The following is an 18,600-nucleotide window of genomic DNA, read 5'->3' on the forward strand; positions in this document are numbered from 1 at the left end:
ATATTTTTTACCCCACCTTAGCCCTCCCCTTGATAAGGGAAGGGAACCGGATTTTCTTGTTTCCCCCCAACATATCGGGGGGATTAAGGGGGGTAATAATTCGATTAAAATCACAGTCAACAACTTTTCAAACAACCTCTCAGCGTGATCTACCCAAATAGATTCTTACTTGATTACTTCAATAATAAAATTGCACCTGTGCCAGCTTGATACTCCCCACCGCATAGGCGGATGGGGTTTTCCGCGAATTCTGATAAATCAGGTGTTAATGATTTCTAGAGGTGTGGATGCTGTTATAGCATCACCAGAAATAGGTGTTGGTTCCATTAGAGAGGATGAAAATTTTTGCTTGGTAGATGCTATGGGACTAACATAAATAGGTGGTTGTGTTGGCCATTTCAGGTTAGTAGGTAGCCATGCTACCTGTTCTGAATCATAATATAAAGCACCACTTTTTGGGCTGTATCTCATAATGCCACTATTAAGTGAGCTACTTGTTTTACTCGCTCCAAGGATGATTAAATCATCAATTAAACCACTCATAATCGTATTATTCCTACCAGCAGCAGAATTTAGAACAGGCTTGATGCTAGAATCTGAAGCAGGCTTAATAGCATCACTTAGAGGCAGTGGCGAAGGATTTACTATGCCCGGTAGGTTAGGACGACTGATCATATCAACACGATCGTCTTGAGGTGAGAAGTCTGTAATTCTATCAATACCGCCACCTGAGTAATACATAAGAAAGGCATCTCTACCCGGACCACCAGTGAGAATGTCATCACCAATATCTCCAACTAGCACGTCGTTACCCGAACCACCTTTTAGAGTGTCATTGCCTCCATAACCATATATACGGTCGCTTCCAGAAGTGCCAGTTAGATTGTCGTTTCCATTGGTGCCGTAAATGTCCATATTCGTTACTCCTTGATAGATTAGTTATCTAAGTGTTTATTGTAACTACCATTATCATAATAAGACTCCGATTTGATTTTTTAAAAGATACTGAGACTGCAAAGCCCGTTTGATCACGATTTTGTCTGAAATCCTGTTCAAAAATCACATAGGAGTTGTGGAGATACTACGGCACCAGCAAAAATAGGTCGTTGTGTTGGTCAGGTGAGGTTAATAGATAGCCAAGCTAGCTGTTGATAACTGTAATATAAAGCACTAGTGTTTGGCTCGGATGTCAAAATGTTATCCCGCCGATAGGTCAGGAGCACTGAGCATATCAACACGATCCTCTTTAGGTGAGAAGTCTGTAATTCTATCAATACCGCCACCTGAGTAATACATAACAAAGACATCTCTACCCGGACCACCAGAGAGAATGTCATCACCAAGACCTCCAATTAGCACGTCGTTACCCGAACCACCTGTTAGAGTGTCATTGCCTTCATAACCATATATATGGTCGCTTCCAGAAGTGCCAGTTAGATTGTCGTTTCCATTGGTGCCGTAAATGACCATATTCGTTACTCCTTGATAGATTAGTTATCTAAGTGTTTATTGTAACTACCATTATCATAATAAGACTCCGATTTGATTTTTTAAAAGACACTGAGACTGAAAAGCCCGTTTGATCACGATCTCTTAGAGGTTGTTTGAAAAGTTATTGGCTGTATCTTTGCACTTTTAGATCCCCCCTAACCCCCCGATAAATTGGGGGAAGAATCAAAGTCCCCCTTAAAAAGGCGGATTTAGGGGGATCTAGAACGTTTTGATACCTACAATAAGACTTTTCAAACAACCTCTTAGAGGCAATACTGCTCGTTTAAGGAAAGAAAGTAAGCTCAAACCCCTGAGATATCGTTGTCTATAATGCCCAAAAGAGGCTTAACCAAGCGCTATTGCATCTAGAGACAGTGGCGCAATTTTTGCTAACGAGGGTATTTCAGGAGCGCTTATCGTATCAATACGATCCTCTCCACGCGAGAAGTCTAGAATTGTATCAGCACCGCCACCTGAGTAATACATAATAAAGATATCTCTACCCGGACCACCAGTGAGAGTGTCATTACCAGGACCTCCAATTAGCAGGTCGTCACCCAAACCACCTGTTAGAATGTCATCGGCTTCTAAACCAGATATACGGTCGTTTCCGGAAGTGCCAGTTAGAATATCCTTTCCACTGGTGCCCTCAATATCCATTTTTGTTATTCCTTAATAAATTAGTGAACCAACTGCTTATAGCGGTCCTCAATTCAGTGAGGTACAAGAACCCAACCCCCTAAGAGCAAGCAAAGAGGGCAGGGTGCTTTCATACGAAGAAAGAAAAATACATAAGTCTTGATTTCTCGTGGAAGTGGCATGGCTTTTTACCCCACTTCCATTCCTCTCCCCGAAACGGGGAGAGGCTTTGAAACCCAGTTGTTGTTTTTCTCTGCTTGTATGAAATCACTCTCCTAAGAGCAAGCAAAGAGGGGGGCTTTCGATGTACCTCATGTGATTACTCCCTTGCCGGCGAAAGATTATTTATCATGTATTACATTAAAATACATAAATAAATATGACTCGCTTTCTACTCAGAGAGGTAGGGTGACAATCTAGGTAATTTGTTGTGCGATATTTCTACTACAAGTATATTACATTTTGGATAATTTTCTAGCGGGAAGGGAGTAGGAGACGCTATATTTCATCCACCGCTTCACTACATGAGAGCTATTTTTCTGAGCCATAACGCGCAACAATTGGCGCAGACGCCAAGTCTGACAAACCAACAGCTTTTAACAAATTAGTCCAATCATCAATCAATATGCGATCGCCTGAATTAGTGCGGCGTAGATCAGCTAAATTAGTTAGAGCATCGTGCCAAATATCATTAACAGCATAGGCAAGGTACTCCCTTGATGCTGCCTTTAACTGACTTTTAAGGTCGTTTGTGAGGGCCACGCGTTGCACCCATGATCGAATATAAAAATACTCAGATATGATTTGCGGTTCGCCACAATAAACTTTGAAGTACCATTGATATTTTAAGTCTTCTTTCAGAGCATATTCTGGACTTAGCGGTAGGCTGATGCCAATTACGCCAGGTTTTTCAGGGAGTGTCAAAGAGGTTCGGTAGATGTCTTTCCCCTTTCGATCCTGAAATACAAACTCTCCACTGCGGAAGTTGGTGGGTAACTGTGGTATGTAAACCCAAAAGGTCGGATACTCAGAAACTGTTAATGCCAAGAAAGATTTCGATTCATCGGAAGTTTCTTGCCCAGGCACCAAGGCACTAATAGGTATTTTCAGGTCAGGGCATTGAGTTCCATTACGCCTTGCGCCTCCTTGGCGGCGACCGATGGGTGCGCCGTTAAATGGAAATTTCAATTGGGTAAGGCGGTTTTGTGTCTTAGGTACAACTTTCTTGACAGGTTGCGTAGCTTGTGAGTTTGCTTGTGCTGGGTAACTCGCAATACTAAGCAGTAGCAAAGGCATAATGCAAGCTTGTAATAAGCGCTGAGATAAATTACTCTTAGTCATAATTTATTGTCCAAATATTTAATCTTATTTCTGAAATAGGGACGAGAAACCTCCGAAACGGAACGATCTCTGCGTAAACTCCATACAACAGCCGTAGCTGTTAACACCAATGCCAACATAGGGGGCACAAGTGGTATCCACCCCGCCTGTGTAAAGATGCCAAAACAGATTCCAAATAGTGTCAACAGTGTTGTGGCGATCGCTAGCCCAAGATCCCGAGGTTTTGAGTAGCGCCATGCTATAATCCCTCCAACCAGTGACCATCCCCACACCCAAAAAGTTTCAACCCACCCAGACCACCACCAAAACAAAGGTCTACGATCTTCAACGGCACTAAGAATATGACTCACCATCTGCGCCTGCACGAAGAGTCCTTGTATTTTCTTTTTTTTAGCAGGGGTTTGCCAATAATCAGCTTTACTACTCAAAGCTGTAACGCCAATCATCACGATCCGATTTTTTAATGACTCCACTAACTCCGGCTTAATTTGGTCATTTAAAATATCTTTGAGGGATACTGTCTCGGCAATTTTTTCGTCAGGACGCAAAGAACGATAATTGAGGAGAATTTGATAACCCGACGCATCAATTTTTTGGTAGCCGCTAGAGTGTTCTTTTAATGGCTGAAACACAAGTTTCTCAATTTGCAAGTATCCCTGAGAATTAATATCTGCTTTAATTCCTTTACTTTGTAAATAGTGACGTGCAAGCTGAAGGTTGAAAGCATCTTCTGCGGCACATGGTGATTCTAGGGGAGGAGTTAAATTCAACAATTGACGGCGGATAATTTCATCTTCATCGGCGACAAAATCACTAAAACTCCGGCGTTGTTTGGGAATTTCATTGGGGGGATGAATGCCATCAGGTTCGCCATCGGAACCAGCAGAAACTTTGCACACTGTAAAAATGCGATGATCTTGCTGTAGCTGAGTAGCTAAATTTGGATAATCGCGGTCTACAGGAAAATCACGATAAATATCTATACCGATAGTGTTTGGTTTATACTGTTCTAATTTTTGCAAAAGTTGAGCGAGTGCTTGATCTGAAAGCGATCCTCTACCTTTCATCCCCTGCTGGTTCTGATAATAAATATCAGCCTCACCAATAGTAACTATTAACAGGCGTGGATCCGATCTTTCCCTAGGCGATCGCATTTGCATTAAATGGTCGTAAGCTTGCAATTCGCTTTGTTGCAACATCCCCACATAACGCACTCCCATTACACTTGTTGTCACTAGTAAACTCACCAGCAGTATGGTAAGTAAAATACGTTTTAAATCAATCTTTGGGGAGAATAAATTTTTCCAAATTGGTGGTATTATCCCAGGGTTCTGAAAAATTACTGGTAACCAAGTTGCATTGGGAAATCTATCTTCCAAACCTTGCAACTTTTCCCTTGCTTCTCGCAATGCCAGATATAGAGATTTACCACTAGAAAAAGCGAGGAGAAAATTCTTTAAAAATTGTTGGGCGACTTCATCTGGTACAGGTTCCCGCATGACAATCAAGTGCGGAATGTGTAAAGAAACAAGTTGTGATGCTAGTCCCAAACCATCGCAGGAGTTAAAAATTGCCAACTGCAAACCTTGGGCGATGGCATTTTTTAACCCATTCTTTAACTCGTCAATTGCTAATTTATCAGTTTTGTTAATATAAATCTGACCTTGACCATCAGCATTTTCACTATGCCCCGCGAAAAATAAAATATCCCATTGCTGCCATAAATAGTTGTTTAACTCGTTACGTTGTGGTTCTACTAGAAAAACTATTTCGGCATTTGGTAAATTTTCTAATAATTGGCGATCTTTTTGAACATCAATTCCAATACTATTTCCCAAAATCGCTAAAATTCTCACTTTCTGATTACGCGGTGCTGTGTTGGGAATTTCTGAAGCTGTTGCACTGAGGGCAAATTCTGCTTGGGAGTATCTGCTAAAAAAGTCCCACAAATGCCAAGGAAGTTTTTGTAGTTGTCGATCATCGGTGCGAATTAAAACCCGAATTGTTTCATCTCGGTTTAATTCTTCGCGTAAGGTATTATTGATGTGGCGAAATTCTTCAGAGCTCAGCCATTTATGCAGGCGATCGCTTAACAATTGAGATGACTGACGACATTTTTCAATTCGACTTTTGAAGGAGCCATCGTAAATAATTTCCTGGGGTTTGATCCGGCTAGCCATCCCCAAACTGCGATATTTATCCTGCCACTGTTTTAGGTAAGCAGTTAACTCTGGAGATGCAGGTAAATTGCCAGAAACTTCTATTTTGGGGCGAGCATTTTCTGCTCCAATTTCCAGTAACACGCGATATCCATGTTCCGACAAATTGCCATCTAGTTTCAGAACAACTAACTTTGCCATATACCCATTTAAAATTAGGGATTTTCGATGATCAAAATAACACTATCATATCCAGAAACTCTTTTACAACGCTTCTCAGCAATCATCTTTTTTAAGTAAGTAACTGTTACTGAAATCAGCAGTATTACTCTATACTACATTTCAAGCTGTAAAAGCCTCTATAAAGTTGACATTACCTAAAGCGACTTTAATGCTAAAACGCTCTCCTAATTCGCTACTAAAGTTTAGTTGAATACTCTTGGTGCTTCTGGCGGTAGCTAGCATCACAGGAGTACCTGAATCATCTAACACCATGACTTCAAGTTCTTCTGGTAGATACTTTTGGCTACTAAGGGCACAGACTTTGACACAAATATTTATTTCTTCTTCAGTAACAGGCATCAGTCCAACTATTAAAGCGATTGGTTTACTTTCTGATTGTTGCCCTAAGTCCAGCAGTATACCTTTTTGCACACTAAAAGTTGAAGTTTCTAGGTTTTGCTCTAAAGTTTGTTCAGCAGACCGAAATCTAAAAGCTAGCTCTGTTGGTTGGGGATTCAAAAGTGACTCAACTGTTTGCCAACCAACATCAACAACATCCATTAACCAATTGCTTAGGTTAGTTCGTGGTTTGATTTTTTCAGGTGCTTCACTCAGTTGGAAGATGAACTCTTCGAGCGATCGCAATTCGTTGATAGCTACAGAGCTAGATTCGCTGACAGTTGTCACAAATCCTAACAGAGTTGCTTCCCTGAGGGATTCACCAAGCTGTACAGCTATATAGCCAATTCGGTCTGAGCAAACTTCTGGCGAAATATGAATCACCTTTTCATCCGGTAACACCGCCAGACATTCGATTTTACCTCGACCGATGATTTGTAAATCAGCCGTATCTACGACTGTTTGCATTACTGGGTTCCAACTTAAACTTGCTGAGGAATTTGTTTCAATCCCCATGCAATGCAGGTAGAATTTTACCGCCGATACTGCCAAAGTATTGAGATAAACCTGTTTAGCTTTTTTGGCATTGCTATGCTGATAACAAAACTGTTCTGCTAGTGCGCGAGCTGACGAGCTTATGGGTACGGTAAAGGTTAAAGGCTCTGAAATATTTTTCATTATTTACTCATCTCTACTTTAATTTACATCGCCAACACAATACTCTTTTAACTTGGAAGAAAACTTATTTATGCATCGGTAATAAAAGCTGCTAACGGTGGGAACTTTCATTTCAAATTCTGTAGAAATCTCTTTCCAGGATTTTCCCATCAGTCGTCGTGTTGCCAATACTTGAAAGTTGACCTGAGGGCATTTTTCTATATGTTCATTTTTAAACATATTTTCTGGATCTGATTCGATACATTCTTTCAGGATTTCTGTGAAATTTGTTGGTTCTTCCGGTGAGGTAATCAAATTATCCAGGTCAGTCAGAGTGATTATTTTTAGACTTGGTAAAGTCTGAAATTTCCTAACAGCATCTTTAAAAAATCGCCGATCAAAAAGCACATTTACCCATGCCATGACACTACCGCGTTCGGCATCATACTTATCAATTTTTTCACAAATATAAAGTAAAAGTTCTTGACGTGCCTCATCATAAATATTTTCATAGATAGCTGCTGGAAATTGACTTTTTTGTGGATGACAAAGTCGAGAGGAGCGCACAATCCCGTTAACTAGCTTTCCTAAGGCAAGTCGTCGTTCTGGCGATCGCGGTGGGTTTTGCTGGGCTGAAATCGCCAGTTGTAATAAATGTGCATCTAGTTCATCTTGTTCGGGATAATGCATCTGAGACTCCAAAAGCGAAAGTGAATCTCTATTTTTCTCTCGCTGTCCAACTGAAAATTTTACGCGAAACAATCGTTTTTGTTACAAATGTTTACATTTAGAGTTTTTTGTAAACATAATTTCCCCCAATCACCGGGAATTCATGGCTTTATGCTCTTTCGTACAGTTTTGTAACAAAAATCTGCCGTTTCGCATAAAACAAGTCGCTGTGGCAAGAGAGGTAAGTATACAACGCATGGTAAATCAATGATTACAACAGGAGCTTGTTCTTGCCTAACTTGAGATTTGCACGGACGCAGTGCTATAATTGCTACAAAAAATTAAGTTGATGCAGAGATGGAGAATGTCCATAGCGATGTATTAGACATCTAGTAAAAATTACGTAGGCACAATTCGTGAATTTTGCCTACTAAGTATTGCGGACAACGCATAATTAATTTCACCAGATGTCTATTCTCTCCCATAAAAGCTCACGTTGAACGCGAATTGAGAATACTTACCATTACGGTCATTGTCAAATAATGTGAAGAGAATGCAAAGATATATCTCCGGCTATAGACATCTCAGTAAATATTCAGATATATTATTAGAGTGTTATCCAGATGTTCCCTATTTTAAGGTGTATACCCACAGTTAATAGCCGACGACGAGGGTATAAAAATTATTTGCATATCAAGATCAATTGTTCTCTATTTTGACGGCAGTAGGACTTAAGCATTGACAAAAAAATATGAGGTGCGGGTTTTAGGCATTGAAGCTTGACTTTTCGACGCTTTGTCAGCAATGGCTGGGTTGCGCTACGGATCAAGGATGCAAAAAAAGCCTGAAACCGTGTGTTTTCCTAAATACGCACTCATATAGCGGTTCCCAATTGCATGGAATACAGACCTAACAAGAACAGCCTCTTCCCTATAAGGGAAGGGGAGTGATACTCGAAACCTCTCTCCTACAAGGAGAGAGGAATGGAAGTGAGGTTGAAACTGTACTGCACCCAAAGAACCGCTACAAATTTGTACAGAGTTTAAGACATACTCGCTTCTCACTACAAGATTACCTGTAGCACTTTTGGTTTGTATGCAATACAGTTTGACCTGACTTGCATTCCTCTCTTCTAAAAGGAGAGAGGAATGGAATCTTACTCCCCTTCCCTATAAGGGAAGGGGCTGGGGGTTAGGCCTATATTGGACTCAACAGAGAACTGCTATATTTATTTTTCTTTCTCTCACTTGGCGTCCTTCTCCCTTGGCGCTAGCCTCTCCCTTTGAGAGAAAGAGAGACGCACTCGCGTTGGCGGTTCGTCAAAAAAACTTAGGTATTCTTCTGGCGAGAAGGGAGTAAAACAGTCCTAAATATTTAGATAAGCCCTACTTGCAAGCTCATCAATAGGGCTAATCTTCGAGAAAATTGCTAATCCTCAAGGGTGCATAAAGTTATGTCGAAAGCGATCGCTCTCGGCCAGTTCTGTGCGTCCTCGAACAGCATTAACCACAACTAACAACTGAACTTACTCAAAAAATCAATTCATAAGGTAAAAGTTATGTCTAATATCATTGGAACCAACGGCAACGATACCCTACTAGGTACTAACCACAAGAGTACAACAGGTGATGATACCATCAAGGGCTTGAGTGGCAACGACCTTTTGAGCGGTGATGGTGGGAATGATACTCTGATTGGTGGTGTGGGCAATGATACCCTCCTTGGTGGTAGCGACGATGACTCCCTTGTTGGTGGTACTGGTAACAACGTGCTGCGAGGTGATCGGGGCAATGATACCCTTGATGCGTCCTATTCATCTGGCAATAACATCCTCCGTGGGGATATAGGCGATGACTACCTTGAGATTAGCTACTCTACTGGCAACAATAGGGTTTCAGGCGGGAATGGTGATGATTACTTTTTGGCTAATGAAGTCCAGGGTACGAACACCCTAAGTGGAGAAGATGGCAATGACATCTTTTATTTATCCGCCCCAGATACTGCACCCTCTTCCTTAGTAACTCAAACGGTAGATGGAGGCACTGGTGAAGATTCTTTATCTGTGTATTATACCAATGCTACCGGGGGAATCACAACGACATTCGATGCTGCTACTAACACTGGCTCGATTACGGCTACCACGAATCAGGTTAACTACAAGAATATCGAAAAATTAGAAGTTAGAGGTACAACCTACGCTGACTTGATTGTCGGGACTAATGGCAATGATTTACTCTTTGGGGGCAGTAGCGGCAATGATACGAGTTATGGCAATGATACGATTTTTGGGGGTGAAGGAAACGATGAGTTGAATGTTGATTATTCAACCAGCAATAACATCCTTGACGGTGGTGTTGGTAACGATCAATTGAATGCTAATTCTTCAACAGGTAATAACCTGCTCTCTGGGGGTGATGGCAAGGATGTTCTCTCCGCCTCTGGGTATCACGACGACTTCGAGGGATTTACCAATCCTGCCTCTGGCAATAACACCCTCAATGGTGGTGCTGGTGATGATAATTTAAGTGCTGACTATTCAACAGGTGATAACCTGCTTTCAGGTGGCGATGGCAATGATTCTCTAAGTGTCTCTAGCGACGCTTACCGCTTTGTATTTAACACCTCTGGCAATAACACCCTAGATGGTGGCGCTGGTGACGATAATTTAGTTGCTAAATTTTCAACAGGTGATAACCTGCTTTCAGGTGGCGATGGCAATGATTCCTTCTCTTTAGTCCTACATACTTCCCCATCTGAGGGGGCAACTCAAACAGTAGATGGGGGCGCAGGTGACGATTTGTTGAGCGTTTCTTATATCTATCCTAATGAGGGAATCACTTCAACTTTCGATGCTGCTACTAAGGCTGGATCGATTCGGGCGGGCATGGATGTGATTAACTACAAGAATATCGAAGGATTAAACATTGAAGGTACAGTCTACGATGACTATATTGTCGGGAGCAATGGCAACGATAGGTTCTCGCTCTACGGAAATAGCGGCAATGACACTGTAGATGGCGGAACTGGTGATGATTTATTGTCGTTCTCTGACTACGAAGCTACTGGGGGAATCACTTCCACATTCAATGCTGCTACTAACAGTGGCTCGATCGCAACGGGCACGGATGTGATTAACTACAAGAATATCGAAGGATTAAATGTCTTGGGTACAGCCTACAATGACTATATTGTGGGGAGCAATGGCAACGATACCCTTTCCGGGGGCGATCGCGGCAAGGATACTATAGATGGAGGGACAGGTGACGATTTGTTGTCCTTCTCTGGCTACCAAGCTACCAGGGGAATCACTTCGACATTCAATGCTGCTACTAACACTGGATCGATTCGGGCGGGCGCGAATCTGGTTAGCTACAAGAATATCGAACAATTAAATATCTCAGGTACAACCTACAATGACTATATTGTGGGGAGCAATGGCAACGATACCCTTTCCGGGGGCGGTAGTGGCAATGATACCCTCAACGGCGGTGCAGGTGACGATACATTAAACGCTGACTATTCAAATGGTAAGAACCTGCTCTCTGGTGGCGATGGCAATGATTCTCTTAGTGCCTTTGGCTCTTACACCGACTACCGAGGCGATTTCTCTCTCGATGCTATCTCTGGTAATAACACCCTCAATGGTGGCGCTGGTGACGATTACTTAGTTACTAACTATTCATCAGGCAATAACCTGCTCTCTGGTGGCGATGGCAATGATTCTCTTAGTGCCTCTGGCTCCAGTTCCTTATACACCTTTTACGGTGTTTATACTGTCTCTGGCAATAACACCCTCGATGGTGGTGCTGGTAACGATTACTTGAATGTTGACTATTCATCAGGCAATAACCTATTGAATGGTGGCGATGGCAACGATATCCTCACAGGTGGTAAGGGTAATGATAGCCTGTATGGAGGCGATGGTACTGACACCTTTGCTTTCAATGGTTACAATCAAGGCATTGATACTCTTTATGACTTCAACGCCACTAATGAACTGATTCAGGTATCAGCTACTGGTTTTGGTGGCGGGTTATCTACTCCTTCACTTCAAACAAGTCAATTTACAATCGGAACATCTGCAATAACGAGCGCTCAGAGATTTATCTACAACGACACTACAGGTGCGCTGTACTTTGACCTTGATGGTAGCGCAAGTGGGTTTACTCAGGTACAATTTGCACAGATATCTGGTGGAGTGTCATTAACCAACAATAATTTTGTGGTTGTTTAATTCTGATTAGTCTCCCATCACTAAGTGACACTTATTGCGAGGTGCCATTTTCAGCACCTCGCATTCTATTCACCAATACAATACAAAAGATCTCTTGCAAAAGTCTCCCAACTGTAAGTAAGTTGGCGCGAAAAAATTAAAGTATGTTAAGAAACATAAATAGCCTTAAAATCTTTACTAGTGACCAATGACAAAGGACAAATGACAGCCTTAGCCAGTTAGCTTTAATTGCGCCAACCTACTTAAAAGACCTAGGACTTACGCAATAACTCTTTGAAACTCTTATTCCTTTGCGTCCTTCTCCCTTGGCGCTAGCCTCTCACAAGTGCGAGAAGGGGAGACGCACTCGCGTTTGCGGTTCGTTTTTTATGATTTTGCGTAAGTCCTGAGAGCATAAAAATAATTCGTAGGAGAGTAATTCGTAATTGAATTAAGTTAGACACTTCGGGGGAGCCACTGCGGTGGACGGGTTCCCCGGCATCAAGCAAATGGCGTTGGGGTTTTTACCTACCTTGAGATCCAAAGGCTTTTTCGCGCCGCTTGCGGACGTTAGCGTAGCGGGACGAAGTCCAGTTTTGAACCTTTACTTTTTTGATAAACAAATAAATTTAACAAAGCTTTCGCCTACCCTTGTTGCAAGCATTACAGGAAGAAGTTTTAGGTTCAAAATCAATACAACCGATCGCTTGCTCAGAACAAGCTTTTTTTGGGTGTACAGTACATTTGAGGCGGTAGTCGTTGGTGAAATATTCACAACCAGAGCAGGGAATTTCATGCAGCGTTTTTAAATGAATTATCCCTTTTTTCAAGGTTAACCAAACACTACCAATAAATAAAATTATTATTGTCCAACCACAGAAGGCCCACAAAATCATAGTTAACATTAGTTATCCTCATAAAAATTCCCAAAAAATGCCCACAGTCAACTGCTGTTAACCGCAGGCATTGGACTTTATTTAGCTAGTGTTGAACGAAACTTAATTAACTATTAGCTTGATGCGACGATCGCCAATAGTGCCAAACATAACCTAAGAAGGCAACTACACCAAGGAAGAACTGAATATCTGCCAATCCTAGACGCTCTGAACCGTAAAATTCTCTCGGAAAGACTGTCGTGTTATATCCCACGAACGCGGCAGAAATCCAAGCCATTAAAGCTAAACCCAGCAAGCTATAAGAAAGAATTTCTTCGCCATTTTCAATGGGCAAAACTCGTCTTATCCAGGTAAAAGGTTGTACAAGAATATGCCAAACGCCACCAGCAATTAAGATGAAGCAAATCCAAATGTGACCACCAATGACATCTTCTAAGTTATCAACACTTGCCATACCTAAAGGATTCCAGTTACCATCTTTCAGACCCACTAAGTAGCCAAAAATGGTCACTGGATTTAAATTTGGATTACTAATTAGGCGAACATTTCCTAAGTTAGTATCATAAATACCACCAAAAAACATTGCCTTTAGCACTAACAAAAAGGCTCCCAAACCCAAAATAATTAGGTGATGACCTAAAATTAAACCCAATTGCTTCGGGTCATTCCATTCATAGTGAAATTTTGCCGTCTGTCCACCGGCATTATATAAAATCGCTGGAGCGCGAAAAACATGAAAAAGTCCACCTGCACCCAACACAGCAGATGCAACTAAGTGCAAAATGCCAATTACAAAATAGGAGTAGGTATCGACCACTTCACCTCCAGCACCCACACCCCAGCCCAAAGTTGCTAAGTGGGGTAACAAAGTCAATCCCTGTTCATACATTGGTACGCTAGGAACAAAGCGCGTAACTTCAGATATTGTTATTGCTCCTACCCAAAACATAATTAATCCTGCATGAGCAATGTGAGCGCCTAATAATTGACCAGATAAATCAATTAAACGAGCATTACCCACTAACCACGATAAATTTGTATCTGCTGCTAAGGTTCTATCAGTTGTAATTGTCATAGTTAAATACCTTTAATGGGGAGTGGTGAGTAGGGAGTGGAGGAGGAATTTTTAACTCCAAACTCCTAACTCCAAACTCCAAACTCCTAACTCCTAACTCCAAACTCAGCACTTATTACGATTCACTACCAATGGCGTTTATTGCCTTTTCTATTCGGCTAAAGTCAACGCCAATTGCTCGCAGGGCGTGCCACAGATGACCTTGCAAGAAGAAGAAAGCTAAGAAGAAATGAGCATTTGCTAACCATGCTCTAGAAGTATAACCACCGTTAGCTAACTTAATGCTGTCGGCAAAATAAGGGCTAACTCCGAGTTTTACTTCCAAGGTGGAGCCATAAAATTCCACGGGATAAGCTAAGGTGTTCACTGCACAAAAGTAAGCTGCAACAAATCCAGCTAAGGCAATACCGCCTAAAGAGTAGGAAAGGATGGCCTCACCGGAGAAGATTAAAAGCTTTTTCGCCCAAGGTAAAGGCTCTATGAGGATGTGCCAAATACCGCCGCCAATGAGCAATAAGCCTACATAGATATGACCGCCGACTAAATCTTCTAAGTTGTTAACAGTAGCAAAGTGAGTTTGATAGCCATAAATGACCAAAGGGTTCAGGGTGGGGTCGGTGACAACTCGGACATCGTGAATTGTTGAATCGTACAATCCTCCCCAGAACATGGCTTTTCCTACCAGGAGTAAAGCACCTATTCCCAAGAAAATCAGGTGATGTCCTAAGATAAACCCAAGTTTTTTCGGGTCATCCCATGTAAAGTGAAATTTCCGAGCGCGACCAGTGGTATCTTTTAAGTTTTTTGGAGCTTTAAAGGTGTGGAAAAGTGCCCCTGCGCCAAGCACAGCAGAAGAAATTAAGTGTAAAGCGCCGATAACGAAATAAGGGTAAGTATCAACTACCTGACCACCTGCGCCCACACCAAAACCCAAGGTGGCTAAGTGGGGAAGCAAAATCAACCCCTGTTCGCCCATAGGTACTTCGGGATTGTAGCGAGCGATTTCAAACCATGTAAACGCTCCAGCCCAGAGCGTCGTCAGGGCTGCTTGTGCCACATGAGCGCCGATAAATAAGCCAGAGAGATTGGCGAAGCGGGCGTTACCAGTCCACCAATCAAATTTGAGGTTGGGATTGCCGTATGTCTGCATCGTTAAGCCCATTACTAATTGTTGCCAGTAATACTCAATTAGTTAGTTCTGATTTCAGGAGTCAAATGTCGCGTGAGTGCTACCACTTTAGACGCGAAGCTTTTATCTGAGGGAGCAAATATAGCGGTTCTCGCTTGGATGCAATACAGTTTGACCTCTCTCCAAACCTCTCTCGTAAAAGGAGAGAGGCTTTGAATATTACTCCCCTTCCCTTGCAGGGAAGGGGCTGGGGGTTAGGTCTGTATTCCATGCAATTGAGAACCGCTATATTCTTCACTTTGACCGCAGATGCTAGCGAATATCGTCAGATATCACTTCTTGACATCTCCTCTACTTATTGAAGTTAATAACTAATTATTGAGATTACAAATTTAGTTTATTGAAAATAATTCTTATTTACTCTATCTCTTTACAAAATGTAATCATCAAAACTGGAGGAAAAATAGGCAGCGCAAGCGTAGCGACAATAGTAACTATCACCGCTCGAACTACTCTTGGCTGCAAGCAAATATTAGTTTTTAAACGTGGGTGCTTCTGCCTTTATACATAGTGGAGATGCTTCCAGTAGATGGGGATGGTGGTGTTGCCAAAAACTCAAAATCTGTTCGCCAACCTCTTGAGGATAGAAGTAGTGAAAAAAATGATACCCTTGTGGGCATTCCCAGAGCTTATCTTCTGGTTTGAACCAATTTAACCAGTCATGCAATGTATGTGGGTTGACCACCGGATCACTCTTGCTACCGCATACCATCATTGGCATAGAAACTCCGCCCTTGGGTGAATAAACCAACTTAAATAAAGAGTGTTGCGAGGGAGATTGTTCTAAATCTTTATCTAAGGCAGCTACTAACTTCTTAGCAGTATGAGCTGGTTGATTTCCAAAAAGACTGCGAACACTGTTTGCTAAAATTAGGTCACGGCTGATGCTAAAAAGCTGTCGTTGGAAATAATAGTGAGCGTGCCAATTGTTTGCAGGTTGAGCTGCTACAGCCAGCAGGGTGAGCGATCGCACTCTTTGGGGAAATCGACGAGCAAAGTTTAAGGCGATCGCACCACCTATCCCATGACCTGCTAAATGCACAGGGCGATCGCGCCATTCTAAAAAGTCATACAGCAACTCCACAGCCTGATCTATGGAACTGGGTTCATCTTTGGTTTGCTGGTATTCCCACTGGGCGACATTTATATACCCCGATAAGTATTCAAGTAATGGTTTATCAAAACGCTGTAAAGCAGGACTAGCACTTAACCACAGAACATCAAATGAATCAGACATAAATACCTATAACTTCTAAATTATCAATTTCACTAGTGGTCTGTCGCAAAAGTTTTTAGAGGTTCGTAGGTTCGTAGTAAGGACTTTAGTGCTGAAAAACCAAGGACTAAAGTCCTTACTACAAACATATATAACGGTTAAATCGGTGGTTAGAAACCTCGTCTACACAAGCAAAACCTTAATTTTCGCTTAGTCGGCGGAGGCGGACTTTGTTTGTGTAGCCGCTGCCGCAGGCAGTTCTATTCGCTTTCTACAAACCAAATTCTGTCTTCAACTGAGCAACCCAAGTTTTAATTCGCTCGTCTGTTAAATCAGATTGACTACCTTCATCAAGTGCCAATCCCACAAACTTGCCATTTTTCAAAGCTCTAGATTGATCAAAGTCATATCCCTCAGTTGGCCAATAGCCAACTGTTTTACCGCCTCGCTGGGAAATTTTTTCTTCCAGAATTCCCATTGCATCCTGAAAGTTATCGCCATAGCCATATTGGTCGCCATCACCAAAATAGGCAACCAACTTACCACTAAAATCTATTTGATCCAGATCGGGGAAAAAGCTTTCCCAATCGCTCTGAAGTTGACCAATATCCCAAGTGGGAGAGCCAATAATCAGCAATTCATACTCATCAAAAGTGGTAGTATCCGCCTCGTAAATGGGATGTAATGTTACAATATCGCCGCCAAACTCATCCCGAATTTTTTCAGCATCAGATTCAGTGTTGCCAGTTTGAGTACCGTAGAACAGACCAATTTTTTTCGACATATTTTCACCTGATATTATAGATTTGCGATTATTCTTCCCTGCGGAATGCTGCGCGATCGCAATAATTGACGCAAGGATACCTATTTGCCTTGTATCTAATCCCAATTTGAAAAATGATTGCGACAGATGGACTCATAGAACCCTTTACTTTAAGAGAAAGAATTCTCAATCCAGAGTCTAAAATCTCAAATCCAAAATGGTATAGTTCGTCCAACTCAGAAAAACAAACTGCTATTGGTTAACAGCAGGAAGGCAAACAAAGCTCCTCCACAGCTACCTACTGTCCACCCAGCATTGAATTCACTCCAAGACTTAGCTGTTTTGATGTTTTCCGGTAGCTCCCCTTGGGCAGGTTTGCGCCCTTGGAACGATACACTGCCGTACAGCCAGAGGCAAATCGATAAAATTAACAGCAGACCGATTGTAGCCAGTAACCCTGCTTGATTCGCCAACTCTGTATCCCGCAGTGGGCCTAACTTGACAAATGGGCCAATCAAGAAGTAGCCGTGGGCCATGCCAATTTCCAGCCCTCGTGAAAAAGGAGACAAGCCTTGACGGTAAATAGGAAGATTTCCTAACAAGTTTAGCGTGATATCCGAAGCATTCACTGGGGTATCAAAATTCCCAATTTCCGGCATCCCCGCAGGATTGACAACTCCCTGCTGAAAATCAAGTCCAGCTGCTATGACACGCACCCTCAATGCGTGCCAGATATGACCAACTAAAAATACAACTGCCAGAGCAAAGTGACTAGTTGCTAGCCAAGTACGAACTGTAATTACTCCCGATGCAGTAGTACTCAGTCCTAATGGCCCATAGAAAACTGTGGGATAAACGGTATCGTTTACTGTCACAAAATATGCTGCGAACAAACCCATGTAAGCCAGAGCGCCCAGGCTATAGGATAGGTAAGCTTCACCAGACCAAAACAGTATTTTTTTTGCCCAAGCAAAAGGCTTGGTGAGAATGTGCCAAAATCCTCCGGCAATGCAGAGTATTCCTACCCAAATATGTCCACCAATGACATCTTCTAGATTATTAACTGCTGCCATCCCCTGTTCACCAAAAGCACCGAAGAGATAGCCAAAGATGCGACCAGGGTTAATAGTCGGTTCAGTAATTACTCGCACAGATGCTACTGCCGGATCGTAAAGTCCGCCCCAAAATAGCGCCTTCGCTACCAATAACCACGCCCCAAACCCCAACAACAGCAGATGAATGCCGATAATAGTGGTCATCTTGTCTTCATCTTTCCAGTCATAGCCAAAGAAGCCAGGAAAAGAGGTGTTTTCACTTAAGACTTCCGGGCCTAAAAGGGCGTGGTAAATGCCACCAGCACCCAGTACTGCTGAACTAATCAGATGTAAAACACCAATGACAAAATAGGGATAGGTATCAATAATTTGACCACCATCACCAACACCAAATCCCAAGGTTGCTAAATGGGGCAGTAAGATTAACCCCTGCTCATACATCGGTTGTGCGGGATTATATTTGGTGATTTCAAACAAGGTCATTGCTCCTGCCCACAGAACAATCAACCCACCATGAGCAATGTGAGCGCCTAAAAGCTTACCCGACAGGTTAATGAATCGGGCATTGCCAGCCCACCAACCCGATTCTTGGGTTGTTATTGTTGCAGTTGTCATT

At 42.3% G+C, this 18,600-nt stretch carries 14 protein-coding genes; 1 reads left to right on the top strand and 13 read right to left on the bottom strand.

Going from position 1 to position 18,600, the window contains the following annotated elements:
* Positions 1-258 precede the first annotated feature (258 nt).
* The 7 genes from LC605_RS32885 to LC605_RS09810 all read right to left on the bottom strand — a co-directional run bounded on the left by LC605_RS32885 (position 259) and on the right by LC605_RS09810 (position 7,598).
* On the bottom strand, positions 259-915 hold the full coding sequence (locus tag LC605_RS32885; RefSeq protein WP_267868487.1) for a hypothetical protein: 657 nt from the start codon (positions 913-915) through the stop codon (positions 259-261).
* A 282-nt stretch (positions 916-1,197) separates the two neighbouring features.
* Positions 1,198-1,470, bottom strand: a complete 273-nt coding sequence (locus LC605_RS09785) for a hypothetical protein (protein ID WP_229547362.1) — start codon at positions 1,468-1,470, stop codon at positions 1,198-1,200.
* A 366-nt stretch (positions 1,471-1,836) separates the two neighbouring features.
* The gene (locus tag LC605_RS09790; RefSeq protein WP_229547363.1) at positions 1,837-2,151 is read right to left on the bottom strand and encodes a hypothetical protein; all 315 of its coding nucleotides are present in this window, start codon (positions 2,149-2,151) and stop codon (positions 1,837-1,839) included.
* Positions 2,152-2,661: 510 nt separating this feature from the next.
* Positions 2,662-3,471 carry a DUF928 domain-containing protein gene (locus tag LC605_RS09795; RefSeq protein WP_229547364.1) on the bottom strand — a complete coding sequence of 270 codons (810 nt, stop codon included), beginning with the start codon at positions 3,469-3,471 and terminating at the stop codon, positions 2,662-2,664.
* Positions 3,468-5,831: a CHASE2 domain-containing protein gene (locus tag LC605_RS09800; protein ID WP_229547365.1), complete on the bottom strand. Its 2,364-nt coding sequence runs from the start codon at positions 5,829-5,831 to the stop codon at positions 3,468-3,470. The genes LC605_RS09795 and LC605_RS09800 overlap by 4 nt, the downstream gene beginning before the upstream one ends.
* A gap of 141 nt (positions 5,832-5,972) precedes the next feature.
* Positions 5,973-6,929: a DUF1822 family protein gene (locus LC605_RS09805; RefSeq protein ID WP_229547366.1), complete on the bottom strand. Its 957-nt coding sequence runs from the start codon at positions 6,927-6,929 to the stop codon at positions 5,973-5,975.
* Positions 6,930-6,947: 18 nt separating this feature from the next.
* Entirely contained in the window at positions 6,948-7,598 is a 651-nt protein-coding gene (locus tag LC605_RS09810; protein ID WP_229547367.1) for a sigma-70 family RNA polymerase sigma factor, read from the bottom strand.
* Positions 7,599-9,135: 1,537 nt separating this feature from the next.
* Between LC605_RS09810 and LC605_RS09815 the strand changes: the two genes are divergently transcribed.
* Positions 9,136-11,811 carry a calcium-binding protein gene (locus LC605_RS09815; RefSeq protein ID WP_229547368.1) on the top strand — a complete coding sequence of 892 codons (2,676 nt, stop codon included), beginning with the start codon at positions 9,136-9,138 and terminating at the stop codon, positions 11,809-11,811.
* Positions 11,812-12,419: 608 nt separating this feature from the next.
* Here the strand turns inward: LC605_RS09815 and LC605_RS09820 are convergent.
* The 6 genes from LC605_RS09820 to LC605_RS09845 form a co-directional block, all read right to left on the bottom strand.
* Positions 12,420-12,695 (bottom strand): hypothetical protein, encoded by a 276-nt coding sequence (locus LC605_RS09820; RefSeq protein ID WP_229547369.1) that lies wholly within the window; start codon positions 12,693-12,695, stop codon positions 12,420-12,422.
* Between the two features lie 97 nt (positions 12,696-12,792).
* A complete protein-coding gene (locus tag LC605_RS09825; RefSeq protein ID WP_229547370.1) occupies positions 12,793-13,761 on the bottom strand; it encodes a chlorophyll a/b binding light-harvesting protein in 969 nt (322 codons plus the stop codon).
* Between the two features lie 115 nt (positions 13,762-13,876).
* Positions 13,877-14,911 carry a chlorophyll a/b binding light-harvesting protein gene (locus tag LC605_RS09830; RefSeq protein ID WP_229547391.1) on the bottom strand — a complete coding sequence of 345 codons (1,035 nt, stop codon included), beginning with the start codon at positions 14,909-14,911 and terminating at the stop codon, positions 13,877-13,879.
* A 511-nt stretch (positions 14,912-15,422) separates the two neighbouring features.
* On the bottom strand, positions 15,423-16,187 hold the full coding sequence (locus tag LC605_RS09835) for an alpha/beta fold hydrolase (RefSeq protein ID WP_229547371.1): 765 nt from the start codon (positions 16,185-16,187) through the stop codon (positions 15,423-15,425).
* 250 nt (positions 16,188-16,437) lie between these two features.
* A complete protein-coding gene (gene fldA, locus LC605_RS09840; protein WP_229547372.1) occupies positions 16,438-16,950 on the bottom strand; it encodes a flavodoxin FldA in 513 nt (170 codons plus the stop codon).
* Positions 16,951-17,165: 215 nt separating this feature from the next.
* Positions 17,166-18,599 (bottom strand): chlorophyll a/b binding light-harvesting protein, encoded by a 1,434-nt coding sequence (locus LC605_RS09845; protein WP_229547373.1) that lies wholly within the window; start codon positions 18,597-18,599, stop codon positions 17,166-17,168.
* Position 18,600 lies beyond the last annotated feature (1 nt).

Origin of the sequence: Nostoc sp. CHAB 5836, from assembly GCF_020829445.1 — a bacterium.
Taxonomy (GTDB): domain Bacteria; phylum Cyanobacteriota; class Cyanobacteriia; order Cyanobacteriales; family Nostocaceae; genus Nostoc.

Coding starts and splice junctions, on each gene's coding strand:
- LC605_RS32885 (WP_267868487.1), bottom strand. CDS start 915: ATGGACATTTACGGCACCAATGGAAACGACAATCTAACTGGCACTTCT.
- LC605_RS09785 (WP_229547362.1), bottom strand. CDS start 1,470: ATGGTCATTTACGGCACCAATGGAAACGACAATCTAACTGGCACTTCT.
- LC605_RS09790 (WP_229547363.1), bottom strand. CDS start 2,151: ATGGATATTGAGGGCACCAGTGGAAAGGATATTCTAACTGGCACTTCC.
- LC605_RS09795 (WP_229547364.1), bottom strand. CDS start 3,471: ATGACTAAGAGTAATTTATCTCAGCGCTTATTACAAGCTTGCATTATG.
- LC605_RS09800 (WP_229547365.1), bottom strand. CDS start 5,831: ATGGCAAAGTTAGTTGTTCTGAAACTAGATGGCAATTTGTCGGAACAT.
- LC605_RS09805 (WP_229547366.1), bottom strand. CDS start 6,929: ATGAAAAATATTTCAGAGCCTTTAACCTTTACCGTACCCATAAGCTCG.
- LC605_RS09810 (WP_229547367.1), bottom strand. CDS start 7,598: ATGCATTATCCCGAACAAGATGAACTAGATGCACATTTATTACAACTG.
- LC605_RS09815 (WP_229547368.1), top strand. CDS start 9,136: ATGTCTAATATCATTGGAACCAACGGCAACGATACCCTACTAGGTACT.
- LC605_RS09820 (WP_229547369.1), bottom strand. CDS start 12,695: ATGTTAACTATGATTTTGTGGGCCTTCTGTGGTTGGACAATAATAATT.
- LC605_RS09825 (WP_229547370.1), bottom strand. CDS start 13,761: ATGACAATTACAACTGATAGAACCTTAGCAGCAGATACAAATTTATCG.
- LC605_RS09830 (WP_229547391.1), bottom strand. CDS start 14,911: ATGCAGACATACGGCAATCCCAACCTCAAATTTGATTGGTGGACTGGT.
- LC605_RS09835 (WP_229547371.1), bottom strand. CDS start 16,187: ATGTCTGATTCATTTGATGTTCTGTGGTTAAGTGCTAGTCCTGCTTTA.
- fldA (WP_229547372.1), bottom strand. CDS start 16,950: ATGTCGAAAAAAATTGGTCTGTTCTACGGTACTCAAACTGGCAACACT.
- LC605_RS09845 (WP_229547373.1), bottom strand. CDS start 18,599: ATGACAACTGCAACAATAACAACCCAAGAATCGGGTTGGTGGGCTGGC.